The sequence below is a fragment of the Massilia varians genome (assembly GCF_027923905.1).
Classification (GTDB): Bacteria; Pseudomonadota; Gammaproteobacteria; order Burkholderiales; family Burkholderiaceae_D; genus Telluria; species Telluria varians_B.
On record NZ_AP026966.1, the window covers coordinates 1,829,157 to 1,854,830 of the forward strand.

Consider the following 25,674-nt stretch of genomic DNA (forward strand, 5'->3'; position numbering starts at 1 on the left):
TGTATAGGAGCAGGTGCCTCTTAGGAATCTTCCTACCGGCTTTCCTCTCGCTTACAAATTGCAGACAATTCCTCGACAGTTCGAGGGGGAATGCAGGGCGTGGACTTCCTATGATGCTCAACATCAGGTTAAGGATTTTTATCTGGTTTTCCGTTTGCCCGCCTGATATGCGAGTGTCGGCGGGTTTTTTTATATCTAAGGGAACGATCGGTGGAGAAGAAAATGAGGAAGTTTCGACGCACTCTGATCAACGCCGCCGCCGTCATCGGCGTGGGCGTGGCTTTGGCAGCCTGCGGCGGCGGCGGTGAAGACATTGCCGTCATGAAGAACCAGACCGCAGGGCTGGGCATTGCGGTCGGCGAGCCCAATGGCGGCATGCCGGTCGTTTCCGAGTACATCAAGATGGCCCAGGAAGCATCCTGCGCATCGACCCGCAACAATCTGTATGTCGTCGACAGCAAGTACGTGCTGTGGGACCGCGCCGGCAACTGCGCCGACAACTCCACTGGCCAGACCCTGATGGGCGCGACCCCGCAGGCCGTGCTGTGCACCTCGGGCGACACGATCGCCGGCCCGCGCACCAGCTGCCTCGATGCGAGCGTACGCCCCCTGTTCGACACCATGCTGAAGAACCTCGACAAGGCCGACCTGGGCCTGGGCGCCGGCCACAAGGTCGAGCCGGTCGGCTTCCTGCCCAAGTCGGGCACTCCGGTCGCCTTCCAGACCATCGTCAGCGAAAGCTTCTCGAACATCGAGACGGCGCGCGAAGTCGTGATCAAGGACGCGGCCGCGTGGTCGGCCCTGTGGTCCGAACACAGCAAGACCCGCATCGCAGCGCCGCAAGTCGATTTCTCGCGCCACATGCTGGTGGCGGTATTCCAGGGCAGCGGCAATCCGGGCTGCGGCAGCTTCGACGTGGTGCACGTCGGCGCGAAAGACGGCAAGCTGCTGGTCGAATACGAGATCCGCGACATGTCGCCGGTCATGCTGTGCCTGGCCGCCGTGACCCAGCCGATGCGCGTGGTCGCGGTGCCGAAGATCGATGCGCCGGTCGAGTTCCGCAAGATCGTCAACGACTACGTCAACTTCACCACGGTCGAGCCGCATGTGCGCACCGGCATCCTCGAGCAGCGCAATGTCGTGGTGCGCGACGAGGCGGCCTGGACGCGCCTGTGGGCCGAACATGCCGGCAGCGAGCATGCCTTGCCGAAGATCGATTTCAAGGAGCAGATGGTGATCGGCGTGTTCCGCGGTCCCAAGCCCAGTACCTGCCACGGCGGCGGCGTCGCCAACGTGAGCTTCCGGAACGGCAAGCTGCAGGTGGGCGTGGTCGACACCGTGCCCGGCCCCGGCGTCTTCTGCGGCATGATGATCGTCCACCCGGCGCACCTGGTGATCGTCAAGCGCAGCGAGGCGCCGGTGGAATTCGTCACAGAAACCCGATCCACCCAGTAACAATGCGTGAGAGTTCGGCTTGCCCGACGTAAAATGTTGGATTGCCGAACTCTGCCGATTGTGAACGACATGAAGAAGCTTTTCGCCCTGGTTCTGGCTGTCTCGGGCAGCGCCGCAAGCGCACAGACGCCGACCACCAACCCGATGCCCGACGGCAGCCGCGATATGTATGCGGGGCTGGGCGTCGTGTCGGCGCCGCGGTACGAGGGGGCGGACAGCAGGAAGATCAGGGCATTGCCGGTGCTTCAGGCCCAATGGAGCAACGGCATGTTTGTTTCCGGCATGAGCGCCGGAATGCACCTGTCCGCCAGACCGCTGGTCGAATACGGTCCGCTGCTGGCCGTTCATCCGCGCCGCACCGCATCGGGCACCGGCTCCATCGTCGGCGGCGTCGATGCCTTTGCCACGCTGCTGCCGTCGACCGAGCGCGCCATGAAGAGCCCGAATCCGCTGGCCGGCATGGAAGAGATCAAGGCGCGTCTTGAAGCGGGCGCTTTCTTCAATGTGTATCTGTCGCCGCAATGGCGCCTGACCAGCAGCGTGCTGGCCGGCGCCGGCAACGACCGCAACGGCGTGCGTGGCGAGTTCGGCATCCAGCGCCTGGCGATGCAGCTGGCCCCGCACCACACGCTGTCGCTGTCGGCCGGCCTGGGGCTGGCCAACCGCGCCTACCAGCAGAGCTACTTCGGCGTCAGCGCCGAGCAGGCCGCGAGCAGCGGCAACCGCTTCTACCGCCCGGACGGCGGCCTGAAGGACCTGCGCATCGGCGCGCGCTGGAACTGGGCGCTGTCGCCCTCGTGGATGCTGACATCGAGCGTGCAGGGCACGCGCCTGATGGGCGACACCCGCCGCAGCCCGCTCGTCGAGCGGCCCGACAACCTGACGGTTTCGACCGCCTTCGCCTACCGGTTCTGATGATGCGATTCGCTCACGCCACCGCATGCGTACTGCTCCTGAGCTCGGCCAGCCTGGCCGCGGCGCAGGCGCTTGCGCCGGCGTCGGAGTGGGCGAGCTACCGCGACGCCTACCGCAGCCTGGTCGTGTTCGAGAAATACGGCGGCGCCAAGAACCTGCTGCAGAACCACCTGCAACTGCTGCCGCGCGAGAAAGGCGCGTTGGGAGAGGGCCTGCAACTGGTCCTGACGGGCAAGACCGTACAGACCAGCCTGGCGCTCGACGCCCTGGGACGCGGCGTGCTGCCCCTGGTGAAGGCCGCCTACGACGACAACGCCGTGCTGGCGCCGAACCGCAAGATCGGCCCTTTCAGCCTGCGTGCCCGGGTGAGCATCGCGCCGCGGGCGGACAACGTCTACGACACGGACGAGCTGCGCGCCGCCTGCGCCCAGGCCCTGTCCTATGCCCGCCACGTCGATGCCACGGCGCGCTCGCGCCAGTGCGTGGGGGTGCGCATGGTGTTCCCGAAGAAGGGCGTGGAGGCCTCGGTCAAGCTGCGCCGTCCGGACGGCGAGCAGGCGCTGCCGCTCACGCCTGGTGCGGCCTTCGGCGGCGACCTCGATGCCGACTTCCCGACCGTGAACTACCGCTTCGGCGCCGAGCGGGCGCAGGTGATCACCTATAGCGCGCCGCTGGCGATCGTGCCGCTGTTCGAGTGATCAATCCCAGGCCGACGGCGAGAACAGATAGCCTTCGCCCCACACCGTCTTGATCTTTTCCGAATCGGCGTCCTCGAACTTGCGGCGCAGCTTGGAGATGCAGTTGTCGATGCTGCGGTCCAGCCCATCGAATTCGATCCCGCGCATCTTCTTGAGCAGCGCGTCGCGCGACAGCACGCGGCCGGCGGCTTCGGCCAGCACCAGCAGCAGCTTGTATTCTGTATTCGACAGCACGCAGGGTTCGCCGCGCCAGACCACGCTGCGGTCGCTGGTGACGATGCGCAGCGCGCCGAACTGCAGCACGCGCGCATCAAGCCCGCCCTTGGCCTGGGCCGTGCGCCGCAGCAGGGCGCGCAGGCGCGCCAGCAGCACGCGCGGCTGCACCGGCTTGTTGACGAAATCGTCGGCGCCCTGTTCCAGGCCCGAGACTTCGTCGTAGGAGTCCTCGCGCGCGGTCAGGATCAGGATCGGCACTTCGGACACTTCGCGGATCCGGCGGCACACCACCATGCCGTCCAGACCCGGCAGCATCAGGTCGAGCACGACCACGTCGGGCGAGAGCGTCTTGAAACGCTCCAGCGCCTGGTCGCCGCGCGTGACCAGGTCGACCGCGAATTCATAGCCGGACAGGTATTCAGTGACGAGCTCGGCCAGGCGTGCATCGTCTTCCACTAACATCACTCGGTACATGCTTGTATCTCCTCCGTCCGAGATTGTATAGAACTCGTTGCCCGACAGCACAACCCCTACAAAGAGGGGACATTTGCTTACAGTTCGGTGACAATGATGCGCTCGCCCCACCATCGTGTAAAGTTGAAGTGCAGTAACGCCAACAACCCATGCATCGGAGACCACCGGATGAGACTTCACCGCCGCCCGCTCGGGCTGACCCTGATCGCCACCTTGTTTCTCGCCGCCGGCCCGGCCGCGGCCCAGGAGAGCGCCGTCGCACCCCCGGCCGCGATGGTGCTGGAAAACGTGCCGCCGGTGCCTGCCAGCCTGGCCAGCCAGGTGGCGAAGTACAACGACTTCAAGCCGACCTCGTTCGCGTCCTGGCACCCGACCAGGCTCGAGATGATCGTCTCGCGCCGCCACAACAACACGCCCCAGCTGTTCCGCGTCGCCAAACCGGGTGCGCCGCTCGCATTGATGACCGATTACGCCGAGCCGGTGCGCTCGGCCCAGTACGAGCCGCGTCATGGCAAGTACTATGTGTTCGGCCGCGATGCCGGCGGCAACGAGGTGTTCCGCGCCTACCGCCGCGAGGTCGGCAGCCTGGATGCGATTCCGGTCACGCCGGACAACCGCCGGGTGCAGGACACCGCCTGGGCCAGGAAGAGCGGCCGGCTGCTGTACGTGACGGTGCCGGTGGGCCGCCAGGGCTCGAACGACCAGATCAGCTCCACGGTCAGCATCGTCGACCCGACGCAGCCGGAGCAGGCGCGCGTGCTGGCCGAGCTGCCGGGCGGCGGCTGGGGCTCCTTCGAATTCTCGCACGACGACAAGCAGCTGGTGTACAGCGAGTACGTGTCGGCCAACGAATCCTACCTGTGGCTGATGGACGTCGCCAGCGGCAAGAGCCGGCGCCTGACCGAGCAGGGTGGAGAGAAGGTCGCCTACGGCAATGCCAGGTTCGCGCGCGACGGCAAGGGCATCTACACGACCAGCGACCGCGGTTCGGAGTTCCAGCGCCTGGTCTACATCGACATCGCCAGCGGCAAGGAGACCGTGCTGACGCCTGGCATCAACTGGGACATCGACAGCTTCGACCTGACCGAGGACGGCAAGCTGCTCGCGTTTGTCGCCAACGAGGACGGCACGAGCGTGCTGCGCATGATGCGAACGGCGGACCGCAAGCTGGTGGCGCAGCCGGAGCTGCCGATGGGTGTCATCGGGCGCATCGAGTGGCACAAGGACAGCCGCCACCTGGCGCTGTCGCTGGCCTCGGCGCGCAGCCCGTCGGAGGTCTACAGCGTCGACGCGAAGACGAGCGCCGTGACGCGCTGGACCCGGCACGAGAAGATGGAGGTGGACATGAACAAGTTCGCCGAGCCCTCGCTGGTGCGCTGGAAGTCGTTCGACGGCCGCGAGATCTCGGGCTTCGTCTACCGTCCGGACGCCGCCAGGTTCCCGGGCAAGCGCCCGGTGCTGATCAATATCCACGGCGGTCCGGAAGGGCAGTCGACGCCGGGCTTTTTGGGCCGCAACAACTACTTCACCGACGAGATGGGCCTGACGGTGATCTACCCGAACGTGCGCGGCTCGACCGGCTACGGCAAGAGCTTCCTGAAGCTGGACAACGGCAAGCTGCGTGAAGACTCGGTGAAGGACATCGGCGCGCTGCTCGACTGGATCGCGGCCCAGCCCGACATGGACGCCTCGCGCGTGGCGGTGATGGGCGGCTCCTACGGCGGCTACATGACCCTGGCCGTATCGACCATGTACCCGGAGCGCATCGCCGCCAGCATCGACATCGTCGGCATCTCGAACTTCGTCACCTTCCTCGAGCGCACCGAGAGCTACCGCCGCGACCTGCGCCGCGTGGAGTACGGCGACGAGCGCGACCCCGAGATGCGCAAGTGGATGGAAGCGACGGCGCCGGCCAACAACGCGTCGAAGATCAAGAAGCCGCTGTTCGTCGTGCAGGGCAAGAACGACCCGCGCGTGCCCTGGCAGGAGGCCGACCAGATCGTGGCCACGGTGAAGAAGAACGGCACGCCGGTGTGGTACATGACGGCGAACGACGAAGGACACGGTTTCGGCAAGAAGGCCAATGCCGACTACCTGTTCTATGCGACGATCGATTTCTTCAATACGTACTTACTGAAATAAACTGTAGGGTGGTCGGCTATGCCGACCGCGCGTTCAAGTCACGTACGCCGGCCTGCTCCGTGGTTTGTATTCGGTCCTTGAACGCGCGGACGGCGAAGCCGTCCACCCTACGCAGTAACGAGATACGCCGCGATCGCTTTCCCCACCTCGGTCGTATCCGCCGTCCCGCCCATGTCCGGCGTGCGCGGCCCGTTCACCAGGCAGTGCTCGATCGCGCGCAGCAGCGCATCGTGCGCATCCTTGTACCCCAGGAACTCCAGCATCATCGCCCCCGACCAGATCATGGCGATCGGGTTGGCGATGTTCCTGCCGTAGATGTCGGGCGCCGAGCCGTGCACCGGCTCGAACAGCGAGGGGAAGCTGCGCTCGGGATTCAGGTTGGCCGAGGGAGCGATGCCGATCGTGCCGGTGCAGGCCGGGCCCAGGTCCGACAGGATGTCGCCGAACAGGTTCGAGGCCACCACCACGTCGAAACGCTCGGGCGACAGCACGAAGCGCGCCGCCAGGATGTCGACGTGGTACTTGTCCCAGCGGACATCCGGATACGCTGCTCCAACAGCGGCCACGCGCTCGTCCCAGTAGGGCATCGAGATCGCGATGCCGTTCGACTTGGTGGCGGCGGTCAGGTGCTGCTTCGGGCGGCGCTGGGCCAGGTCGAAGGCGTACTTGAGGATGCGGTCGGTGCCCTTGCGGGTGAAGATGGCTTCCTGCAGCACCAGCTCGCGCTCGGTGCCCTCGAACATGCGTCCGCCCACCGCCGAGTATTCGCCTTCGGTATTCTCCCTCACCACGTAGAAGTCGATGTCGCCCGGCTTCTTATTGGCGAGCGGGCAGGGCACGCCCGGCATCAGGCGCACCGGGCGCAGGTTGACGTACTGGTCGAACTCGCGCCGGAACTTGAGCAGCGAGCCCCACAGCGAGATGTGGTCGGGAACAAGGTCGGGCCAGCCGACCGCGCCGAAGAAGATCGCGTCGACGCCGTCGAGTTGCTGTTTCCAGTCGTCCGGCATCATCTTGCCGTGCTCGCGGTAGTAGTCGCAGCTGGCCCATGCGAAGGTGACGAACTCCAGCGGGATGCCGAAGCGCCGCGCCGCCGCCTCGACGGCGCGCAAGCCCTCGGGCATGACCTCCTTGCCGATGCCGTCTCCGGCGATCACGGCGATCCTGTGCTGCTGCATGGCTGGCTCCTGTGGGTGTTGAGTGTCGGCTCAGCATAGCAAGAATACGCCACGTTTATAATCCACCGTGGTGTGGCCTTATGGAACACGAATCGTGAATAATCAAATCGAAAACGGTGACCTGGCGGTCTTTGTGGAAGTAGTCCGCAGGGGTAGCTTCAGCGGGGCGGCGCACAGCCTGGGCATGTCCGCGGCCTTTGTCAGCAAGCGCATCGGCATACTGGAAGCGCAGCTCGGGGTGCGGCTGTTCGCGCGCTCCACGCAGCGCGTGGTGATCACCGAGGAGGGCGAGCAGGTCTATGCCAGGGCCCAGCTGATCCTGGCGCAGCTCGACGACATGCTCGACGACGTCGCCGAGCGGCGCCAGGAGCCGGCCGGGCGCCTGCGCATCTGCAGCAGCTTCGGTTTCGGGCGCAACGTGGTCGCGCCCGTGGTCGCCAGGCTGGCCGCCAGCCACCCGAAGCTGCAGATCCGCCTGGAGGTGTTCGACCGCCTGGTCGACACAGTGGCGGAAGGCTTCGACCTGGACGTGCGCATCGGCGACGACCTGCCGCCGCAGCTGGTGGCGCGCAAGCTGATGGACAACCACCGCATCCTGTGCGCGGCGCCAGGCTATATCGCGCGCCACGGCATGCCGAAGTCGCTGAAGGTACTCGCCAGCCACCAGTGCCTGGCGATCAAGGAGCGCGACCACCCGTTCGGCACCTGGCGCCTGCGCGGCAAAGGCGGGGAGGAGACGGTGCGGGTATCCGGCCCGCTCTCGACCAACCACGGCGAAATCGCGCTGCGCTGGGCGGTCGAAGGCGCGGGCATCGTGCTGCGTTCGCTGTGGGATGCGCGCGCCTACCTGGAGAGCGGCGCGCTGGTGCAGGTTCTGCCCGACTACACCCAGCCGGCCAGCGTGTGGGCCGTGTATCCGCAGCGCCTGAGCGGATCGGGCAGGGTGCGCGTGTGCGTCGACTTCCTGCGCCGGCACCTGGGGCAGCCGGACGCCCGGCTTGGCGCGGACGGTGCGCTTCGCTAAGATGCCATCTCATCCTTACCAACCCGTCAGGACAGATTGTGTGGCTACCCGGAGACCCGATACCTGAACTCGTGGCCAGCACGAGGCGCCCCCGGTGGTGGCGGGCAAGCGTCATTCCCTGACGGGCAGTGTTCGTGTAGCCGCGTTCATGCCGGGGCAAGCCGCGTCCATGTCATCCAAACCGGGATTCGCCGCATCGCGCCGCGCCGCAGCCCCGGCCCCGCTAGAGTAGGCGTTCCAAATCCGAAGAGAGAGACCGCGCATGAAATCGACCCTGCTTGGCCTGCTGGCCAGCTTCGCCCTGGCCGCCGGCCCCGCCCACGCCGTCGACGCCAGCGGCCACTGGAAAGGCCGCATCGCCGATTCCCTGAACGTGCAACTGGAGTTCGCCCGGGCGGCCGACGGCAGGTGGGAAGGAAAACTGGCGGTGCCCCAGCAGGGCTTCAAGACGCCAGTCGAGCAGCTGGAAGTCGGCGCGGAGCAGCTCGGGTTCAGACTGCCGCAACTGAACGCCGGTTTCACGGCGCGCTGGAGCGAACAGGACCAGGCCTGGATCGGCACCTGGAGCCAGAACGGCCAGACGCTGCCGCTGCGCCTCGAGCGCACCGATGCCGCGGCGCTCAAGCCGAAGCGTCCGCAGCTGGAAGCGATCGCCGCGCGCCAGCCGAGCTATGCCAGCGTCGAGGTCGGCTTCGCCAACCCGGCGGGTGGCCACGTTCTCGCCGGCACCTTGACCGTCCCCCAGGGCAAGGGGCCGTTCCCGGCGGTCGTGCTGGTGCATGGCTCCGGTCCCGTCGACCGCGACGAGACCGTCCGCGAGCACAAGCCCTTCCTGGTGCTGGCCGACCACCTGAGCCGCCAGGGCATCGCGGTCCTGCGCTACGACAAGCGCGGCGTCGGCAAGTCCGGCGGCGTGTACAAGCTGGCGACGACCCAGGACTTCGCCACCGATGCCGAGGCCGCGCTCGCCTTCCTGCGCGGCCGGCCCGAGATCGATGCGAAACGGATCGGCATGCTCGGCCACTCGGAAGGCGGCATGATCGCGCCGATGGTGGCGGCGCGCGACCCAGGCCTGGCCTTCGTCGTGATGCTGGCGGCTCCCGGGGTGCGCGGCGAACTGCTGATGGTCGAACAGATCGCGCTGGGAACGAAAGCCGCGGGGATGCCGGACGAGGCGGTGGCCAGGGAGCGTGAGCTGAACCGCGCGGTATTCGCGGCCATCCTGGCCGAGCCAAGCCCGGCGCTGGCCGGCGAAAAGGCGCGCCGCATGATGGAAGCGGCCGAACGCGATGGGCTGCTGTCGCCCGGGACCGCCGCGGCGCGCGCCAGCCTGTTCGCTTCGCCCTGGTTCCATGCCTTCCTGCGGCACGAACCCGGCCCGGTCCTGCGCGCCGTGCGCCAGCCCATCCTGGTGCTGAACGGCGAGCGCGACCTGCAGGTGCCGGCCGCGATGAACCTTGCCGCCATCCGCACGGCGCTCGCGGGTAATGGGCGCGCCGTGGTGAAGGAACTGCCGGCGCTGAACCACCTGGACCAGACCGCGCGCACCGGGGCCGGCAGCGAATACGCCGAGATCGAGGAAAGCCTCGCGCCGCTCGCGCTCGACACCGTCAGCGACTGGATCCTGGCAAGGGTCAAGGCGCCGCGCGACAGCATAAAATAGCCAAATGGAAAACAACGCCCCAGCCGACCACGAATCACCGCTTCCGTCCAGCCTCGCCGCCAGGCTGGGAGGATGGTCGCATCGCGCCCAGCAGTATCCGGTATTCGGCAAGACCTGGTACGGCTACCGCATGCGCTCGTTCCGGGTCCCGATGATCCTGTTGGCGCTGGTGCTGGTCATGCTGGCCGCGCTGGTTCCCAAGCCGCCGCCCGAGGTCAACCCGCTGGCCTTCTGGTTCACCTTCCCGGCCATCTGGCTGGTGGTGGCCACCGCCCTGGCGCTGGGACGCGGCCTGGCGGTGCTGGTGCGGGCGCGCGGCTGGCGTCCGCGGCGCGAAGCGGCCGGCATCGTGTGCGCATTGCTGCTGGGGGTGCTGCTGGCCTGGTCGCTGACGCCTTTCGTGAGGACCGGCGGCCAGCCGGCGTCAGGACAGGCGTCGGCCGAACTGCGGGCCGAGCAGGAGCGCGACAACCGCGTGGTCAACCTGGCGATCTGGTTCCCGGTGCTGGTCTGGCTGGCCGGTCCCTTCGACCTGGCCGCCTATTTCCGCCAGCGCGGCTTGCTGCGCGAGGCCGCCCTGCAGGCGCAGGCCGAGCGCTACAAGCACCAGCGCAACGAAGTCGAGGTGAAGCTGGCGGTGCTGGCCAGCCAGGTCGAGCCCCACTTCCTGTTCAACACCCTGTCGGGCGTGCGCGCCGCCATGCTGTCCGATCCGGATCGCGGCATCGTCATGATCGACCACCTGATCGACTACCTGCGCTCGACCATCCCGCAACTGCGCGCCGACGGCGCCAGCACCTTCGTCACCCTCGGCTCGCAATGCGATTCGGTGCGCGCCTACCTGGGCGTGATTGCAGCGCGCATGCCGCGCCTGCATGCCGAGGTGGCGTGCCCGCCGGAGCTGCGCGCCGCCCCGATTCCGCCCCTGATGCTGATCTCGCTGGTGGAGAACGCGGTCAAGCATGGCATCGAGCCGAAGAAGGGGCCAGCGACGATCCGGGTCTGGGCCGCCTGCCGCGAGACAGATGGCGCGCGGATGCTGGCGCTGAGTGTGAGCGACGATGGCGTGGGCTTTCGCGCGTCGAGCGGCAGCGGCATCGGCCTGGCGAACATCCGCGAGCGCCTGACCCACCTGTACGGCGGCACCGCCGCGCTCGAACTGCGCGCCGGCGAGGAAGGCGGCGTGGTGGCCAGCATCGTGCTGCCGCTGGCCGCGACCATGGAGGGAGCGTGAACATGCCGACCGCGATCATCGCCGACGACGAAGACCTGCAGCGTGCCGAACTGCAGCGCCTGCTGGCCCTGGCCTGGCCGGAGCTCGAGATCGTCGCCTCCGTGGAAGACGGCAGCGAGGCGCTGGCCGCGATCGCCGAGCTGGAGCCCAGCGTGGCCTTCCTCGACATCCGCATGCCCGGCATCAGCGGACTCGAAGTCGCCCGCGCCAGCGGGGGAAAAGCCTGCGTCGTCTTCACGACCGCCTACGACAGCCACGCGCTCGAAGCCTTCGACCTCGGCGCCGTCGACTACCTGCTCAAGCCGGTCAACGGGGCCCGGCTGGAACAGGCCTTGCAGCGCGTGCGGGCCCAGCTCGACACCAAGGGCGGCAGCGCCGAGCGCGCCAAAAGCTGGATGGAACTCGACCATCGGCTGCGGCCGAACGCCGCCCAGGAGCGCATCCGCTGGATCAGCTGCACTGCGGGGAACATCATCAAGCTGTTCCCGATCGACGAGATCCTGTTCTTCGAATCGGACACGCGCTATACGCGGGTGGTCACGGCCACGGACGAGGGCCTGATCAGGATGCCGATCAAGGACCTGGTTGCCGGCCTGGATCCCGACCAGTTCTGGCAGATCCGGCGCGGCACCCTGGTGTGCGCCCGCGCCATCGCGCGCATCCGTCGGGACGAAGCGGGCGGCTTCGTGGTGGAGCTGCGCGCGCATCCGGCGCAGCTGAAGGTCGGCCAGACCTATGCCTGGCGCTTCCGCAACGAAGTGCTGATCCGCTGATGCGGGTTAGCGGCGCCCTGCAATGACCGCGATCTCGATCTTGGCGTCGCGCGGCAGGCGCGCCACCTGGATCGTGGCGCGGGCCGGCGGATCCTTGGTGAAATACTGGGCGTAGACGGCGTTCATGCCGGCGAACTCATTCAGGTCCTGCATGTACACCGTGCTCGACAGGACGTCCTCGTAGCTCAGGCCCTGCGAGGCCAGGCCCGCCCCGATGTAGTCGAGCACATGTTTCGTCTGCTCCTCGATCGTGGCGCCCTCGAGCGCAGTGCCGGCCCGGTTCAGGGCGATGATGCCCGAGAAATAGATGTGGTTGCCGTAGCCGATCATCTGGGAATAGGGGCCGATCGGCGGATAGATCTGGTCGGTCCTGAGCACTTCCTTGCGCGGCGTGGGTGTCGTACAGCCGCCCAGCGCGCAGGCGCCGGCGGCAAGGCACAGGGCCATCAGTAAGCGTTTCTTGTCCACGTACACTCCTCGGTGAAGGCATTGCGCTTCATTTAACGCCGGCCGGGAGCGCGCGCGGGGCGAACTCGGGTTTGATTGATGATGGTCAATTGCCTAGAGGCGCAGAAGCGACAGGACGTCTTCAGTCGAGCCAGGGATGCGCCGCCAGCCAGCGGCCCAGCTCGTTGTCATTGGCGCATTGCAGCTTGTTGAAGATGTTGGCGCGGTGGGTCTCCACCGAACGGTGGCTGCAGGGCGGCACCAGCATGCGCGCGATCTCCTTGTTGGGCTGGCCCAGGCCCACCAGTTTCGCCACCTCGCGCTCGCGCGGCGTCAGCTCGGCCCACCGGCGCAGCGCCTGGGCGCGGGCCCGGGCCAGCGCGGCGGCGGCGGGGAGCTTGTCGAGCAGCTGCCGGGTGTCCGGCTTTTCCACCCAGTCGTAGGCGCCGCGCCGCACCGCTTCCAGGGCGGTCGGGATGTCGCCGTGCGCCGACAGGAACAGGGTGACCAGCGGACTGTGCGCCGCAAGCAGGCGTTCGAAGACTTCCAGGCCGCTCATCCCGCCCATGCGCAGGTCGAGGATGACGCAGCCCGGCTGGTGCAGGTCGACGGTGTCGAGAAAGGCCTCGCCGGACTCGAAGGCCTGCACCGCCATGCCCTGCGAGAACAGCAGCAGGAGCAGGGAGCGGCGCAGGGCTTCGTCGTCGTCGACGACGTACAGGGTCAGGGGCGCTTCTTTCATGGTGCTTTCATGGTTCGGTGGGCAGGGTGAAGGAAAAGACGGCGCCGCCCTCAAGCCGGTTGTCGACGCCGATGGCGCCGCCGTGGGCCTCGACGATGCTGCGGCAGATGTTCAGGCCCAGTCCGAGGCCATCGGGCCTGGTGGTGAAGAAGGGGGCGAAGACCTGCTCGCGCTGCTCGGGCGCAATGCCCGGTCCGCGGTCGGCGACGCTGATGAGCAGTCCCTGCGCGCTGCGGCGGCAGGCCAGCTCGATGACGCGGCGCTGGCGCGGCTGGTCCTGCACGGCGTGCATGGCGTTATGGATCAGGTTGACGAGGACCTGCTCGAGCAGGACCCGGTCGCCGCGCACCCGGGCGCCGGCGTCCATGCGCAGCAGGCGCAGGGTGACGCCCTGGCTTTTCAGCTCTGGCTCGAGCAAGGCTTGCGCATGGGTGATCACGCTGTCGATCGCCAGGCTTTCGTATTGGGCCCGCTGGGGGTTGATGAAGGCGCGTACCCGCTTGACGATTTCGCTGGCGCGCTGCGACTGCCCGACGATCTCGTCGAGCGCGCCTGGCAGCAGCTCGGATTGGCCTTGCACGGCCAGGGCGCGCGCGGCGACGGCGAAATTGGACAGGGCCATGAGCGGCTGGTTGAGTTCATGCGCCAGCGTCGAGGCCATCTCGCCCACGCTGGCCAGGCGCGCGCTGCGCTGCAGGCGCAGTTCCTGGTCGCGCTGGCGGGCTTCGGCCTGCTTCTGCGCGGTGATGTCCACGACCGAACTCATCCAGCCCCGGTGCACGCCCTGGGCATCGACCAGCGGGGCGGTATAGACCATCGTGATCACGTCGTGCCCGTCCTTGTGGCGGATGCGCGACTCGAAGCCGTGCGGCGCGGCGCGCCCCTGCAGGGCATCTTCGCTTTCGCGCGCCTGCTTTTCCAGGTCGTCCGGATGCCAGTAGGGGTAGGGCGGCCGGCAGCCGAGCAGTTCCTCGGCGCTGTAGCCGACCATGGCGCACAGCGCCGGATTGACGTAGATGATCTTCCCGTCCGGATCGCGGGCGCGCATGCCCACCAGCAACGAATCTTCCATCGCCTTGCGGAAGGCGTGCGCTTCTTCCAGGTCGCGGGTGCGCTCCTCGACCCGGCGTTCCAGCTCGATGCGCGCGCTGCGCTGTTCGACGAAGCGCTTTTCGCGCAGCCGCCAGTACGACAGGCCGAGCAGCAGCAGCGCCATGGCCAGCGCCGTCAGCGCGAGCGCGGAGCGGCGCGCCTGCGCCACCTCCTTCATGCTCGAGGTCACGGTGAGGGTCCAGCCCAGTTCCGGCAGCGGGGTGTCGAGCGCGAGCAGGCTCCTGGCTTGCCCCCGCACCTCGGTGCGCAGGACGAAGCCCGGCATGCCGGGAAGCGCCTCGGGCTTCCATGGCAGGACGCCGAAGCGGGTGCGCTTGCCGTACTGGCCGTGTTCGGCGATCCAGCGGGCGTCTTGCGCGGACACCGGCCGGATAGCCTGGTACAGCCATGCGGGCTCGCCGCTCAGGAAGACGATGCCGCGGCTGTCCCTGAGCACGACCGGTTCCGGCCCGCGCATCCAGGTGGCCTGCAGCGCCTCCAGGCTGATCTTGACCACCGCCACCCCGAGGATGGCGCCGTCGATGCGCACGGGTTCCGCGATGAACAGCCCGGACTGGCCGGTGGTGAGCCCGAGGCCATAGAACAATCCGCGCCGGCCCTGCACGGCATCTTCGAAGTAGGCCCGCTGCCGATAGTTCTGTCCGACGAAGCTCGAGGGGGTGTTCCAGTTGCTGGCGGCCAGCGTCAAGCCGTCGCGGTCGACCAGGTAGAGCGCCGCCGCGCCGGTGGTCGCCTGCAGGTCGGCGAAATACGCGTTGACGCGCGCCTGCAGGGCGGCATCCCACGGGGCGCGCAGCAGCTCCTGCACGCCCGGGTGACGCGCCACGGCATGCGGCAAGAAGTCGTGCTTCTCGACCAGGCCGCGCAGGCCCAGCGCCTGCGCGGCGGCGGCCTGGCGCAGTGCCTGGGTCTTGGCGTCCAGCTCGCGCTGCCCGGCCCAGTGTCCCGCGGCCGCGATCAGGACCAGCGCTCCCACGGCGGCAAGGAGCCCGCGCCAGTAACGAACGATGAACGGGCGCGCCATTCGATTTTCCTTTGAATCAGATCACGAGACGATAGCAGTTGCGCCGGCGCTTTGGAATGCTTCTGCGTAGTTTTACGGAGGCGGCAAGGGCGACATCCCGGATGCGCGCCGCGCCGCCGCGCGCGATAGTCAGGGCCTGGAAACGGGAGACGCGTCGATCTCCCGTGCATCACAGGAGACAACATGACTGCAGTCACAACGAGGGCGGCCGTCGACGGCCAGGCCCAGGCCGGGGAACGGATTTCCGGCAAGCGCTTGCGCGCCATCTTCGTCGGCTCGTCCGGCAACCTGGTCGAGTGGTTCGATTTCTACTGCTACTCGGCGTTCGCGCTGTATTTCGCCAGTTCCTTCTTTCCGGCCCAGGACCCGACCGCGCAGATGATGTCCACCGCCGGCATCTTTGCCCTCGGCTTCTTCGTGCGCCCGATCGGCGGCATCCTGTTCGGCCGCCTGGCCGACCGGCGCGGCCGCAGGACGGCCCTGATGGCCTCGGTCCTGCTCATGTGCTTCGGCTCGCTCATCATCGCCTGCGCGCCCACCTACGCCACCGCCGGCATCCTGTCGCCCTGCCTGCTGCTGCTGGCGCGCCTGCTGCAGGGCCTGAGCCTGGGCGGCGAGTACGGCGCCAGCGCCACCTACCTGTCGGAAATGGCGGACTCCAAGCACCGCGGCTTCTATGCCAGCTTCCAGTACGTGACCCTGATCGGCGGCCAGCTGCTGGCGCTGCTGCTCCTGCTGGTGCTGCAGCGTTTCCTGCTCTCGGACGAACAGCTGCGTGCCTGGGGCTGGCGGATTCCCTTCTTCATCGGTGCGACCCTGGCCGTGCTGGCGCTGACCATGCGCCACAACATGCCCGAGACCGACTCCTTCGAGGCGGCGCGCAAGAAGGCCAAGAAGATGGGCGGCCTGCAGCAGCTGATGCAGCACCCGCGCGAGGTCCTCCTGGTGATCGGCCTGACCATGGGCGGCACGCTGGCCTTCTACGTCTACACCACCTACATGCAGAAATTCCTGCGCCTGTCGGTGGGCCTGACCGACGCCCAGACCACGGCGGTGTCCGCAGGCTCGCTGCTGTTCGCCATGTGCCTGCAGCCGCTGTACGGCGCGCTGTCCGACCGCATCGGCCGCCGTCCGCTGCTGGTGGGCTTCGCGCTGCTCGGCACCCTGTTCACGGTGCCGCTGCTCACCGCGATTCGCAATGCCTCAGGCCCATGGGAAGCTTTCGCCCTGATCGCCTGCGCCTGGATCATCGTGTCCGGCTACACCTCGATCAACGCGCTGGTGAAGGCCGAGCTGTTCCCGGCCACCATCCGCGCCACCGGCGTCGGCGTGCCGTACGCCTTCGCGGTGTCGGTGTTCGGCGGGACGGCCGAGTACCTGGCGCTGTGGTTCAAGTCGATCAACCTGGAAAGCGGCTTCTACTGGTATGCCACCGGCGTGATCGCCTGCACCCTGGTGGTGTGCTGGTTCATGCGCGATACCGCGGCGAATTCGCGGATCGATGCGGAGGCGCGCGGCTAGGCGATCGCTTCTGCCCGCTTGAGAAGCAAACGGCCCGCCATGGCGGGCCGTTTGGCTTTTTCCAGCTGCTACGCTAGCTTGCGTTGTCGGGCCGATAATGCACTTCGATCGTCGCGTGCACAATTTCTTCGTGAATGCCCAGTTGCTCACGTAGCTTGACTGGTGTCAGGGCCGGGTCATTCGTCACGAGGCTCAAGGCACAGGAATAGAACTGCTTGCCGACGCGCCAGACGTGCAAGTCGACCAGTCTGGTATAGCCTGCAGTCGACGCTGCTGCTACGACCTCGCGAATTTCCTCGACAACCGGGGTGTCCATTTCGCGGTCGAGCAAGACTTTTCCGGTCTCGACGATCAGGTTCTTTGCCCACATCGCGACGAGCACCGCGCCGACAATACCCATCACCGGATCGAGCCAGGACCAGCCAAACGCCCATCCGCCAGCCAGCGCGCCGATCGCCAGCACCGATGTCGCCGCGTCTGCAATCACGTGGATATAGGCGGACTTCAGGTTCAGGTCATGATGACCGTGTCCATGATCGTCATGCGCATGCGCATGTCCATGGTGATGATGCCCGTGGCCGTGGCCGTGATCGTGGTGGGCATGGCCAAGGATCAATGCGCAAACCACGTTCACGACCAGGCCCAGGATGGCGATGACGATCGCTTCCCGATAGTGGATGGGTTCGGGCGTGAAGATGCGCTCGATCGAACTGAATGCCATCAATGCCGCAATCCCGAGCAGGAAGACGGCGCTCGTATAGCCCGCCAGGACTTCGATCTTCCACGTGCCAAAGGCAAAGCGCGGATCCTTCGCATATGTGCGTGCGGCGGAGTAAGCGAATGCGCTCAGGCCGATCGCCAGCGCATGGGAACTCATGTGCCAGCCGTCCGCCAGCAGCGCCATCGAATTGAACCACCAGCCGGCGGCGATCTCCACCACCATCATGGACGCGGTGATCCACATGACCAGGCGCGTGCCGCGCTCGGCGGCATTGCTGCCCTGGTCGAAGATGTGGTCGTGTGCGAGGTCGTCGACAGTGTGTTGATGAGTCAGGTCTTGCATGAAGTTTCCTCCGCCGGCCGTGCTATCGGCCATCCAGTTTTTTCTCGCGCCGCGCGCGTTCGTTGATGATCTGGTGCCTGCGGTGATCGGTCATCTTCTTCCACTCGCGCGCCTCGGCAAGCGTGCGCAGGCATCCGGTACAGAAGCCGGTCTTGCCGTCGAACTGGCATAGTTCGACGCAGGGTGATTTCACAGCCATGGAAAACCTACTTCAAATACGCTCGAATCACTTCGAGCAGTTCGTCTGCGCCTTCGCCACGCTCCGCTTCCGTCAGGTCGCGTGCCGCGAGGTGTTCCCGCACGTGATCCTCGATGACTTCGGCCATCAAGCCGTTCATGGCGCCCCGGCTGGCTGCCAGTAAATGCAAGACCTCCGCGCACCCGGCTTCGGCCTCCAATGCGCGCTCGATCGCCTCGACCTGGCCGCGGATGCGGCGTACGCGAGCGAGCAATTTCGCTTTTTCTCGTGCGGTGTGCGACAACTGTGGGCCTCCGTTTATAGGGTGGGGGGGTATATTATCAGAGGGTTCGGACGAACGCTCATCTTCCAGCTGGCGCAAGGGGACCGATCGATGCTTGTCGGCGGCACGCCTGTTGCCGGGCGCTTCGCTGCTACCGTCGTGCCACTCCAACCTATTTCTACACGTCGGATACTGCACCCAGGCGCTTTTGACGAGCCCGAAACGACACAGCCCGCGCAAGGCGGGCTGTGAGTCTCATTGTGTTCCGATCATTATCAAGTTGTTCTGAACTTAATGATGAGGAACAACGAGAAGGCTTACGCCATGTTCTGGTTCACGAAGTCCCAGTTGGCGACATTCCAGAACGCGTCCAGGAACTTGGCGCGCGCGTTGCGGTAGTCGATGTAGTAGGCGTGCTCCCAGACGTCGGCGGTCAGCAGAGGCTTGTCCGAGGTGGTCAGCGGGGTGCCGGCGTTCGAGGTGTTGACGATGTCGACGCTGCCGTCGGCCTTCTGCACCAGCCAGGTCCAGCCCGAGCCGAAGTTGCCCAGTGCCGACTTGTTGAACTCTTCCTTGAACTTGTCGAACGAACCCCACTTGGCGTTGATTGCCTCAAGCGCCTTGCCGGTCGGAGCGCCGCCGCCGTTCGGGGTCATGCAGTTCCAGAAGAAGGTGTGGTTCCACACCTGGGCCGAGTTGTTGAACACACCACCGGACGACTTCTGGATGATCTCTTCCAGGGACATGTTTTCGTACTCGGTCCCCTTGATCATGTTGTTCAGGTTGGTGACATAGGTCTGGTGGTGCTTGCCGTGGTGATATTCCAGGGTCTCGGCCGAGATGTGCGGCTGCAGAGCATCCTTAGCGTACGGCAGTGGCGGCAGGGTATGTTCCATGTTCAATTCCTTGTGCGTTGGTTGGACGGGTTTTGTTCCAAAACCGCGCTATTCTAAACCGGATAGCGCGACGTTGCATGCTTGGCTAGTCATTCGGATCACCCAGCGCGGTCTGTACGCTGGACACGACGATGTCGGCCGTGCCGCCGGCCAGCCGCAGGCTCAGCTTGTTGCGCGCCTTGACCTGCGCCGGGTCGCGCAGCACCTCGCCCTTGACGTTGCGGACGATGGCATAGCCGCGCTCGAGCGTGCGTTGCGGGTTCAGCAGTTCCAGCTGGGCCGCCAGGGCCTCGAGAGCGTCGCGCCGCCGTTTGACGGCGTTGCACAGGCTGGTGTTCAGGTGGCGGCCGTCCGACTGCAGCTGTGCGCGCATGGCCCGCATGTCGGGGCGATGGCGCATCCAGCGCTGCTGCAGCTGGGCCAGCATCAGGTTCTGGCGGTTCACCGGGGTGCGCACCGCATGGGTCAGCGCGGCCGCCATCGACAGCAGCTTCACGCGCTGGTGGCGGATCTGGGTAGTCGGACTCAACAGGCGCCGGCTATAGCCGTCCAGGCTCTGGCTGGCGTCCGACAGCGTGCGGCGCATGGCGCGGCGCAGGTCCTGGGCGTCGCCCGACAAGGAGGCGAGCCAGTCGGCGCGCGGGGTGACCGCCAGTTCCGCGGCGGCGGTCGGGGTGGCGGCGCGCACGTCGGCGGCGAAGTCGGCGATGGTGACGTCGGTCTCGTGGCCCACGCCCGAGATCACCGGAATCTGGCAGGCGTCGATGGCGCGCGCCACGCATTCCTCGTTGAAGCTCCACAGGTCTTCGATCGAACCGCCGCCGCGGCATACCAGCAGCACGTCGGCTTCCTGCCGGCTTGATGCCGATTGAATCGCTTCGGCGATCTTGTCGGCGGCGAACTGGCCCTGCACCGGGGCCGGGTAGAGGATCACGCGCACGTGCGGCGCACGGCGGCGCAGGGCGGTGAGCACGTCGCGCAGGGCCGCGGCCTGGGGGCTGGTGACGATGCCGATGGTGCGCGGGAACAGCGGCAGCGCTCGCTTGCGCTCCTGGTCGAACAGGCCCTGGGCCTGGAGCTTTTCCTTGAGCCGCAGGAAGGCTTCGTAGAGCTGGCCGACGCCGGCGCGGCGGATGGTCTCGACATTGATCTGGTAGTCGCCGCGCGCGCCATACAGGGTGACCAGGGCGCGCACCTCGACCTTGTCGCCTTCGCGCGGAACGAAGCCGGCGTACTGGGCGCGGCTGCGGAACATCACGGCGCGCACCTGGGCGGCATCGTCCTTCAGCGTGAAATACCAGTGGCCGGAACTGGCGCGCGTGAAGTTCGAGATCTCGCCGCCGATCCAGACCAGGGGAAAACTCCGTTCGAGCAGGCGCGCGACCTGCTGGTTCAGGGTCGTCACGCTCAGGACGGGTGGGGCGGTATAGGCGAAGTCGGCGTCGCTTTGGAATTCCATGGGGCTGCGTGGCTGCTTGGGTAAAGCTGATGCTTATGTCACATCTTGGCGAAAACGACAAGGGCCGGCAGGCAGGCGTGCGCGGGCTCATACCGTCTTGTCCGAGATGAAGCGTTGTTGCCAGTTTTCAATGCATTCTATTGAAAGCCTTTAAAATCAATGGCTTGCAGAGCTCTCTTCAGGCTTTGACGCGAGTTTATCCACAAAATCTGTGGGCAACTCATCCATAAGACCCAAGCGTGCTCAAGAATGGGGCTTGGGTCTCACTTCCCTTATGCGTCAAGTACTTAGCGCCCCTATGCCGAGCTTGAGCACATTGTTGTCCACAAAATATGTGCATATCGCAGATGTAAATACGAGGCCGGACGGGCGGGCGGCAAACGGCGCTCTGCTGCTCAAAAATGACGCTAGGAAATTTTATCCTTATAGATCATGGGCTTAAGGGTGTCAGGGACTCCTTGCACACAATTTTGTCCACAAAAAGTGTGCACAAAGGTGGCGGTAGGGCCAGACCAGAGGCTCAATATTGCCTTGAAAGTAATGAAAGGGCCGGCGCGGCGCCCACAAACATGGCGTTCCGAGCATTTGCATCTTTCGCAGGCAGTGCCATCTGATCTCCTATGAATCAATGACTTAGCTGCTTGCATACAGCATTCATCACATCCTTATCCACAAAAAATGTGCAGATGTGAACTTTCTTAACCACTAGATCCTCAGTGCAGAATAAGTCATGCATGAAAGGGCAGACTTGCACACAATCGCTTGCATTAATGCTGAGTGATGAAATTTTATGCAGTGATGTTTTATTGAGTTAGATCAAGCACTTAGCTGTTGAAACAGACCCTTGCTCACACTTTTGTCCACAAAAAATGTGAGGAACCGCACACCGCCGTACGTTTGAGGACAAGCTGCGACACTGCCTATTTTTTGCGCTTAGGAAATTTCTTTAGGCGAAACAAGTACTTAGCTGCTACCAGATGCCATTGCGCACAATTTTGTCCACAGAATTTGTTCGTAAGTGCAAACGCTTGAGCTAGATCAATATCATCTCCAACAACGCGCTTGCACGCGAAGCATGCTCATCCGATAGCTGCCGTTTTCTTGCGCAGGCGCAGAAAGTCTTTTTAAATCAAGGATCTGTGATCCAGAAGCGGGCCTTGCGCACATTTTTATCCACAGAAGCTGTGTAGAACCACACTTGCCGCACTGCTGGCAACTTGTTACATTGCTGAACTGATTTTCTTTCCCACAGGAGTTTCTTTTGCTCGCCATTTTCCAAGCTGCAGGCTGGCCCATCTGGTTCTTGCTGATTGCCTCGATCATTGCCGTCGCGCTGATCGTGGAACGCCTGCTCTACCTGCGCCGCGAGAAGATTCTCCCGAAGGCATTGCTGGATGAAGTGATTCGCGTCTACCGCGCCGGCAAGGTCACGCCCGACGTGGTCGACAAGCTCGAACACAATTCCCCGCTCGGCACCGTACTGGCCGCCGCGCTGCGCAACGTCGACGCCTCGCGCGACGTCATGAAGGAATCCATCGAGGAAGCCGGCCGCGGCGTCGCCCACGGCCTCGAGCGTTTCCTGACCACCCTCGGCACCATCGCGTCGCTGGCTCCGCTGCTGGGCCTGTTCGGCACGGTGGTCGGCATGATCGAGATCTTCGGCGCGCAAAGCCCGACCGGCAACAACCCGGCCCAGCTGGCGCACGGCATCTCGGTGGCGCTGTACAACACCGGCTTCGGTCTGGCCATCGCCATGCCGGCCCTGGTGTTCTACCGCCACTTCCGTTCCTCGGTCGACAGCTTCATCGTCGAGATGGAACTGCAGGCCGTGAAATTCGTCGACGTCGTGCACGGGACCCGCAAATGATGAACTTCCGCCGCGGCCGCCAGCGCGAGGAACCGGAGATCAACCTGATTCCGTTCATCGACGTGCTGCTGGTCGTCCTGATCTTCCTGATGGTCTCGACCACCTACAGCAAGTTCACCGAGCTGCAGATCACCCTGCCCACGGCCGACGCAGAGAAGGTGCAGGAGCGCCCCTTCGAGATCAACGTCACCATCGACGCCAAGGGCAACTACACGGTGAACAACGTGCCGGTGGCCTTCCACAGCGTGGCCGGCCTGGCCGACGACCTGAAGAACGCCGCCCGCAGCGCCGGCCCCAACGGCCAGCCCGCCAACGATCCGGTGGTGATCGTCAACGCCGACCAGTTCGCGATGCACCAGATGGTCATCAACGTGCTGGAAGCGGCGCGCGTGGCCGGCTACGACAAGCTGACCTTCGCCGCCCAGACCGGCGCCAAAAAGTAAGCAGGCGGGCGCCGCGGCGTCCGCTCCTCCATGGCATCCAAGCTCGAATCCACTCTCACCCGCGCCTGGCTGCGGCGCGGCCCGCTGGCGCTGGCCCTGCTGCCGCTGGCGCTGCTGTTCCGCGTCCTGGCCGGCCTGCGCACGCTCCTGTACCGCCTCAAGCTCAAGAAGAGCGAACGCCTGCCGGTGCCCGTCATCGTGGTCGGCAACATCTTCATCGGCGGGACCGGCAAGACGCCGCTGACCATCTGGCTGGCGGACAGCCTGCGCGGCGCCGGCCTGCGCCCGGGCGTGATCTCGCGCGGCCACGGCGGTGCGGCCGAGACGCCGCGCGAAGTCACGCCGCAGTCGCGTCCCGAGGAAGTGGGCGACGAGCCGCTCCTGATCGCGGCGCGCGCCGGCTGCCCGGTGGTGGTCGGGCGCCAGCGGGCGCAGGCGGGCAGGGCGCTGCTCACCAGCCACCCGGAAGTCGACGTCCTGATCACCGACGACGGCCTGCAGCACTACGCCTTGGCGCGCGACGTCGAGATCGTCCTGTTCGACGGCCGCGGCGTCGGCAACGGCTGGCTGCTGCCGGCCGGGCCGCTGCGCGAACCGCCCTCGCGGCGCCGCGATTTCACGGTGGTGAACGCGCCCGAGATCACCCCGAGGCTGGCGCGCGCCGTCGGCGGCCAGCCTTTCCAGATGCAGCTGGCGGGCGATTTCGCCGAACCCCTGATGCGGCCGCAAGACTGCCTTCCCTTGGGGCGCCTGAAGGGCCGCCGCATCGTCGCGGCCGCCGGTATCGGCAATCCGGGCCGCTTCTTCGCCATGCTGCGCGGCGCCGGCCTGGACTTCCGGGAACTGCCGCTGCCCGACCACCACGACTTCCTCGACCGGCCTTTCGACGGACTCGACGCCGATGTCATCCTGATCACGGAGAAGGATGCAGTAAAATGTCGGCAACTTGATAACCTGAAGGACGACCCGCGCTTGTGGGTCGTGCCCGTGACGGCGCGGATCGACCCCGCGCTGGCCGAACAAATCGTGGAGAAATGTCGTGGACGCTCGACTGCTTGATATCCTGGTCTGCCCGCTGTGCAAGGGCCCACTCCAGTACGACAAGAAGGCGCAGGAACTCATCTGCAGCCCGGACCGCCTTGCTTACCCGATCCGGGATGGCATTCCGATCATGTGGGCCGACCAGGCGCGCAAGGTCGAACCGGTGTAAGCGGATGGGTTTTACCGTCATCATCCCGGCCCGCCTGGCCTCGACCCGCCTGCCGAACAAGCCGCTGGCCGACCTCGGCGGCAAGCCGATGGTGGTGCGCGTGGCCGAGCGCGCGCGCGCATCGGGCGCTGCCCGCATCATCGTCGCCACCGATCACCCCGACATCCTGGCGGCCTGCGAAGCGCACGACATCGAAGCCTGCATGACCCGCGCCGACCATCCTTCCGGCACCGACCGCATCGCCGAAGTCGCGCACAAGCTGGGCCTGGCGCCAGGCGAGGTGGTGGTCAACCTGCAGGGCGACGAACCGCTGATCGACCCGGCGCTGCTGTCCGCCTGCGCCGCGCGCATCGTCGACGGCGTGCCGATGGCCACCGTGGCCCACCCGATCGTCGACGTGGCCGAGGTGTTCAACCCGAACGTGGTCAAGGTCGTGCTCGACAAGGCGGGCAGGGCGCTGTATTTCTCGCGCGCCACCATTCCCTGGCACCGCGACGCCTTCGCCGCATCCCAAGAGGCGCTGCCGGCCGGCTATGCGCCGCTGCGCCACGTCGGCCTCTATGCCTACAGCAACGCCTTCCTCCAGGCCTATCCGGCACTGGAAAGTTCCCCCCTTGAAACCATCGAGGCGCTGGAACAGCTGCGCGTGCTGTGGCACGGCTACCCGATCGCCGTGCACATCACGGACAGCGCGCCGCCCGCCGGCGTCGATACGCCGGACGACCTCGAGCGCGTGCGCCGTCACTACGCTGCCTGAACTTTCTTACGCCAGTTTTACATTGTCTGCGCTATGTCAAAACGAGCTGGCGGAGGCTCCGGGGATTGGCGTTAAAGCTGACTTTTGTGGTAACTTTCGTGTCAAGTAGTCAGATATGCATCAATCACAATCGTCTGCCAACATAAAAATTATCAACATCCTCTAAGAATCTAGGAAACTCATGCGTCTCATTCTGTTAGGAGCACCCGGTGCCGGTAAAGGCACCCAGGCTAATTTCATCAAGGAAAAGTTCAACATTCCGCAGATTTCCACCGGCGACATGCTGCGTGCCGCGATCAAGGCCGGAACCGAACTGGGCCTGGCTGCCAAGAAGGTGATGGACGCGGGCCAGCTGGTGTCGGACGACATCATCATCGGCCTGGTGAAAGAGCGCCTGAAGGACACCGACTGCGCCAACGGCTACCTGTTCGACGGCTTCCCGCGCACCATCGCGCAGGCCGACGCCATGAAGGACAGCGGCGTGCAGATCGACTACGTGCTGGAAATCGACGTGCCTGACGAACTGATCGTCGAGCGTATGTCGGGCCGCCGCACCCACCAGGCATCGGGCCGCGTGTACCACACCAAGTTCAATCCGCCGAAGGTCGACGGCGTCGACGACGTCACCGGCGAGCCGCTGGTGCAGCGCGACGACGACAAGGAAGAGACCGTCCAGAAGCGCCTGGCCGTGTACCACAACCAGACCGAAGTGCTGCTCGGCTACTACAACAAGTGGGCCCAGTCGGGCCTGCCGGGTGCGCCGAAATACCGCAAGATTTCGGGCGTCGGCCCGGTCGAGCAGGTACGTGACGCAGCCTTCGCGGCGCTGTCGGAATAAACACTCAACAAGTTGATCAAACGGCCCCAAGGGGTAATGCCGGTCACTTAAGAGTCAGTGC

At 65.7% G+C, this 25,674-nt stretch carries 25 protein-coding genes; 15 read left to right on the forward strand and 10 right to left on the reverse strand.

Going from position 1 to position 25,674, the window contains the following annotated elements; all coding sequences use genetic code 11:
• Positions 1 to 222: 222 nt before the first annotated feature.
• The 3 genes from MasN3_RS08385 to MasN3_RS08395 all read left to right on the forward strand — a co-directional run bounded on the left by MasN3_RS08385 (position 223) and on the right by MasN3_RS08395 (position 3,068).
• Positions 223 to 1,455: a hypothetical protein gene (locus MasN3_RS08385; protein WP_281913509.1), complete on the forward strand. Its 1,233-nt coding sequence runs from the start codon at positions 223 to 225 to the stop codon at positions 1,453 to 1,455.
• Positions 1,456 to 1,524: 69 nt separating this feature from the next.
• A complete protein-coding gene (locus MasN3_RS08390) occupies positions 1,525 to 2,370 on the forward strand; it encodes a MipA/OmpV family protein (RefSeq protein WP_281913510.1) in 846 nt (281 codons plus the stop codon).
• The gene (locus MasN3_RS08395) at positions 2,370 to 3,068 is read left to right on the forward strand and encodes a hypothetical protein (RefSeq protein ID WP_281913511.1); all 699 of its coding nucleotides are present in this window, start codon (positions 2,370 to 2,372) and stop codon (positions 3,066 to 3,068) included. The genes MasN3_RS08390 and MasN3_RS08395 overlap by 1 nt, the downstream gene beginning before the upstream one ends.
• Here MasN3_RS08395 and MasN3_RS08400 read toward each other — a convergent pair whose 3' ends face one another.
• The gene (locus MasN3_RS08400; RefSeq protein WP_281913512.1) at positions 3,069 to 3,758 is read right to left on the reverse strand and encodes a response regulator transcription factor; all 690 of its coding nucleotides are present in this window, start codon (positions 3,756 to 3,758) and stop codon (positions 3,069 to 3,071) included.
• A 168-nt stretch (positions 3,759 to 3,926) separates the two neighbouring features.
• On the opposite strand from MasN3_RS08400, the gene MasN3_RS08405 reads away from it, so the two are divergent.
• Positions 3,927 to 5,900 (forward strand): S9 family peptidase, encoded by a 1,974-nt coding sequence (locus MasN3_RS08405; protein ID WP_281913514.1) that lies wholly within the window; start codon positions 3,927 to 3,929, stop codon positions 5,898 to 5,900.
• 107 nt (positions 5,901 to 6,007) lie between these two features.
• Here MasN3_RS08405 and MasN3_RS08410 read toward each other — a convergent pair whose 3' ends face one another.
• Positions 6,008 to 7,078 (reverse strand): tartrate dehydrogenase, encoded by a 1,071-nt coding sequence (locus MasN3_RS08410; protein ID WP_281913515.1) that lies wholly within the window; start codon positions 7,076 to 7,078, stop codon positions 6,008 to 6,010.
• Positions 7,079 to 7,172: 94 nt separating this feature from the next.
• On the opposite strand from MasN3_RS08410, the gene MasN3_RS08415 reads away from it, so the two are divergent.
• From MasN3_RS08415 to MasN3_RS08430, 4 genes are all read left to right on the forward strand, one after another.
• Positions 7,173 to 8,102: a LysR substrate-binding domain-containing protein gene (locus MasN3_RS08415; protein ID WP_281913516.1), complete on the forward strand. Its 930-nt coding sequence runs from the start codon at positions 7,173 to 7,175 to the stop codon at positions 8,100 to 8,102.
• Positions 8,103 to 8,364: 262 nt separating this feature from the next.
• Positions 8,365 to 9,765, forward strand: coding sequence for an alpha/beta hydrolase family protein (locus MasN3_RS08420; RefSeq protein ID WP_281913518.1), 1,401 nt, complete (start codon positions 8,365 to 8,367; stop codon positions 9,763 to 9,765).
• A gap of 4 nt (positions 9,766 to 9,769) precedes the next feature.
• Positions 9,770 to 10,999, forward strand: a complete 1,230-nt coding sequence (locus tag MasN3_RS08425) for a sensor histidine kinase (RefSeq protein ID WP_281913519.1) — start codon at positions 9,770 to 9,772, stop codon at positions 10,997 to 10,999.
• Between the two features lie 2 nt (positions 11,000 to 11,001).
• Positions 11,002 to 11,772, forward strand: coding sequence for a LytR/AlgR family response regulator transcription factor (locus tag MasN3_RS08430; protein WP_281914462.1), 771 nt, complete (start codon positions 11,002 to 11,004; stop codon positions 11,770 to 11,772).
• A 6-nt stretch (positions 11,773 to 11,778) separates the two neighbouring features.
• Here the strand turns inward: MasN3_RS08430 and MasN3_RS08435 are convergent, their stop codons facing one another.
• The 3 genes from MasN3_RS08435 to MasN3_RS08445 form a co-directional block, all read right to left on the reverse strand.
• Positions 11,779 to 12,240, reverse strand: a complete 462-nt coding sequence (locus tag MasN3_RS08435; protein ID WP_281913521.1) for a Rid family detoxifying hydrolase — start codon at positions 12,238 to 12,240, stop codon at positions 11,779 to 11,781.
• Between the two features lie 121 nt (positions 12,241 to 12,361).
• Positions 12,362 to 12,961, reverse strand: coding sequence for a response regulator transcription factor (locus MasN3_RS08440; RefSeq protein ID WP_281913523.1), 600 nt, complete (start codon positions 12,959 to 12,961; stop codon positions 12,362 to 12,364).
• 7 nt (positions 12,962 to 12,968) lie between these two features.
• Complete coding sequence (locus MasN3_RS08445; RefSeq protein ID WP_281913524.1) at positions 12,969 to 15,098, reverse strand: sensor histidine kinase; 2,130 nt, start codon at positions 15,096 to 15,098, stop codon at positions 12,969 to 12,971.
• Between the two features lie 183 nt (positions 15,099 to 15,281).
• Here MasN3_RS08445 and MasN3_RS08450 point away from each other — a divergent pair, with 183 nt between their 5' ends.
• Positions 15,282 to 16,619, forward strand: a complete 1,338-nt coding sequence (locus MasN3_RS08450; protein WP_281913525.1) for an MFS transporter — start codon at positions 15,282 to 15,284, stop codon at positions 16,617 to 16,619.
• Positions 16,620 to 16,692: 73 nt separating this feature from the next.
• On the opposite strand, the gene dmeF is transcribed toward MasN3_RS08450, so the two are convergent.
• The 5 genes from dmeF to xseA form a co-directional block, all read right to left on the reverse strand.
• Positions 16,693 to 17,682 carry a CDF family Co(II)/Ni(II) efflux transporter DmeF gene (gene dmeF, locus MasN3_RS08455; RefSeq protein ID WP_281913526.1) on the reverse strand — a complete coding sequence of 330 codons (990 nt, stop codon included), beginning with the start codon at positions 17,680 to 17,682 and terminating at the stop codon, positions 16,693 to 16,695.
• A gap of 22 nt (positions 17,683 to 17,704) precedes the next feature.
• A complete protein-coding gene (locus tag MasN3_RS08460) occupies positions 17,705 to 17,881 on the reverse strand; it encodes a DUF1289 domain-containing protein (protein ID WP_281913527.1) in 177 nt (58 codons plus the stop codon).
• 7 nt (positions 17,882 to 17,888) lie between these two features.
• Positions 17,889 to 18,164 (reverse strand): metal/formaldehyde-sensitive transcriptional repressor, encoded by a 276-nt coding sequence (locus tag MasN3_RS08465; RefSeq protein WP_281913528.1) that lies wholly within the window; start codon positions 18,162 to 18,164, stop codon positions 17,889 to 17,891.
• A 296-nt stretch (positions 18,165 to 18,460) separates the two neighbouring features.
• Entirely contained in the window at positions 18,461 to 19,039 is a 579-nt protein-coding gene (locus MasN3_RS08470) for a superoxide dismutase (protein ID WP_281913529.1), read from the reverse strand.
• An 85-nt stretch (positions 19,040 to 19,124) separates the two neighbouring features.
• Positions 19,125 to 20,498, reverse strand: a complete 1,374-nt coding sequence (gene xseA, locus MasN3_RS08475; RefSeq protein ID WP_281913530.1) for an exodeoxyribonuclease VII large subunit — start codon at positions 20,496 to 20,498, stop codon at positions 19,125 to 19,127.
• A gap of 1,261 nt (positions 20,499 to 21,759) precedes the next feature.
• On the opposite strand from xseA, the gene MasN3_RS08480 reads away from it, so the two are divergent.
• From MasN3_RS08480 to adk, 6 genes are all read left to right on the forward strand, one after another.
• The gene (locus MasN3_RS08480) at positions 21,760 to 22,365 is read left to right on the forward strand and encodes a MotA/TolQ/ExbB proton channel family protein (RefSeq protein WP_281913531.1); all 606 of its coding nucleotides are present in this window, start codon (positions 21,760 to 21,762) and stop codon (positions 22,363 to 22,365) included.
• Entirely contained in the window at positions 22,365 to 22,808 is a 444-nt protein-coding gene (locus MasN3_RS08485) for an ExbD/TolR family protein (protein WP_281914463.1), read from the forward strand. The genes MasN3_RS08480 and MasN3_RS08485 overlap by 1 nt, the downstream gene beginning before the upstream one ends.
• Before the next feature lie 30 nt (positions 22,809 to 22,838).
• Positions 22,839 to 23,867, forward strand: coding sequence for a tetraacyldisaccharide 4'-kinase (gene lpxK / locus MasN3_RS08490; protein ID WP_281913532.1), 1,029 nt, complete (start codon positions 22,839 to 22,841; stop codon positions 23,865 to 23,867).
• A complete protein-coding gene (locus MasN3_RS08495; RefSeq protein ID WP_224946452.1) occupies positions 23,848 to 24,018 on the forward strand; it encodes a Trm112 family protein in 171 nt (56 codons plus the stop codon). The genes lpxK and MasN3_RS08495 overlap by 20 nt, the downstream gene beginning before the upstream one ends.
• A 4-nt stretch (positions 24,019 to 24,022) precedes the next feature.
• The gene (gene kdsB, locus MasN3_RS08500; protein ID WP_281913533.1) at positions 24,023 to 24,775 is read left to right on the forward strand and encodes a 3-deoxy-manno-octulosonate cytidylyltransferase; all 753 of its coding nucleotides are present in this window, start codon (positions 24,023 to 24,025) and stop codon (positions 24,773 to 24,775) included.
• 181 nt (positions 24,776 to 24,956) lie between these two features.
• Positions 24,957 to 25,613, forward strand: a complete 657-nt coding sequence (gene adk / locus MasN3_RS08505) for an adenylate kinase (protein ID WP_281913534.1) — start codon at positions 24,957 to 24,959, stop codon at positions 25,611 to 25,613.
• The last annotated feature ends 61 nt before the right edge of the window (positions 25,614 to 25,674 follow it).

Bases quoted from the DNA above. Each gene is read 5' to 3' on its own strand.
- MasN3_RS08385 (WP_281913509.1), top strand. From the start codon at position 223: ATGAGGAAGTTTCGACGCACTCTGATCAACGCCGCCGCCGTCATCGGC.
- MasN3_RS08390 (WP_281913510.1), top strand. From the start codon at position 1,525: ATGAAGAAGCTTTTCGCCCTGGTTCTGGCTGTCTCGGGCAGCGCCGCA.
- MasN3_RS08395 (WP_281913511.1), top strand. From the start codon at position 2,370: ATGATGCGATTCGCTCACGCCACCGCATGCGTACTGCTCCTGAGCTCG.
- MasN3_RS08400 (WP_281913512.1), bottom strand. From the start codon at position 3,758: ATGTACCGAGTGATGTTAGTGGAAGACGATGCACGCCTGGCCGAGCTC.
- MasN3_RS08405 (WP_281913514.1), top strand. From the start codon at position 3,927: ATGAGACTTCACCGCCGCCCGCTCGGGCTGACCCTGATCGCCACCTTG.
- MasN3_RS08410 (WP_281913515.1), bottom strand. From the start codon at position 7,078: ATGCAGCAGCACAGGATCGCCGTGATCGCCGGAGACGGCATCGGCAAG.
- MasN3_RS08420 (WP_281913518.1), top strand. From the start codon at position 8,365: ATGAAATCGACCCTGCTTGGCCTGCTGGCCAGCTTCGCCCTGGCCGCC.
- MasN3_RS08425 (WP_281913519.1), top strand. From the start codon at position 9,770: ATGGAAAACAACGCCCCAGCCGACCACGAATCACCGCTTCCGTCCAGC.
- MasN3_RS08430 (WP_281914462.1), top strand. From the start codon at position 11,002: ATGCCGACCGCGATCATCGCCGACGACGAAGACCTGCAGCGTGCCGAA.
- MasN3_RS08440 (WP_281913523.1), bottom strand. From the start codon at position 12,961: ATGAAAGAAGCGCCCCTGACCCTGTACGTCGTCGACGACGACGAAGCC.
- MasN3_RS08445 (WP_281913524.1), bottom strand. From the start codon at position 15,098: ATGGCGCGCCCGTTCATCGTTCGTTACTGGCGCGGGCTCCTTGCCGCC.
- MasN3_RS08450 (WP_281913525.1), top strand. From the start codon at position 15,282: ATGACTGCAGTCACAACGAGGGCGGCCGTCGACGGCCAGGCCCAGGCC.
- dmeF (WP_281913526.1), bottom strand. From the start codon at position 17,682: ATGCAAGACCTGACTCATCAACACACTGTCGACGACCTCGCACACGAC.
- MasN3_RS08460 (WP_281913527.1), bottom strand. From the start codon at position 17,881: ATGGCTGTGAAATCACCCTGCGTCGAACTATGCCAGTTCGACGGCAAG.
- MasN3_RS08470 (WP_281913529.1), bottom strand. From the start codon at position 19,039: ATGGAACATACCCTGCCGCCACTGCCGTACGCTAAGGATGCTCTGCAG.
- xseA (WP_281913530.1), bottom strand. From the start codon at position 20,498: ATGGAATTCCAAAGCGACGCCGACTTCGCCTATACCGCCCCACCCGTC.
- MasN3_RS08485 (WP_281914463.1), top strand. From the start codon at position 22,365: ATGAACTTCCGCCGCGGCCGCCAGCGCGAGGAACCGGAGATCAACCTG.
- lpxK (WP_281913532.1), top strand. From the start codon at position 22,839: ATGGCATCCAAGCTCGAATCCACTCTCACCCGCGCCTGGCTGCGGCGC.
- kdsB (WP_281913533.1), top strand. From the start codon at position 24,023: ATGGGTTTTACCGTCATCATCCCGGCCCGCCTGGCCTCGACCCGCCTG.
- adk (WP_281913534.1), top strand. From the start codon at position 24,957: ATGCGTCTCATTCTGTTAGGAGCACCCGGTGCCGGTAAAGGCACCCAG.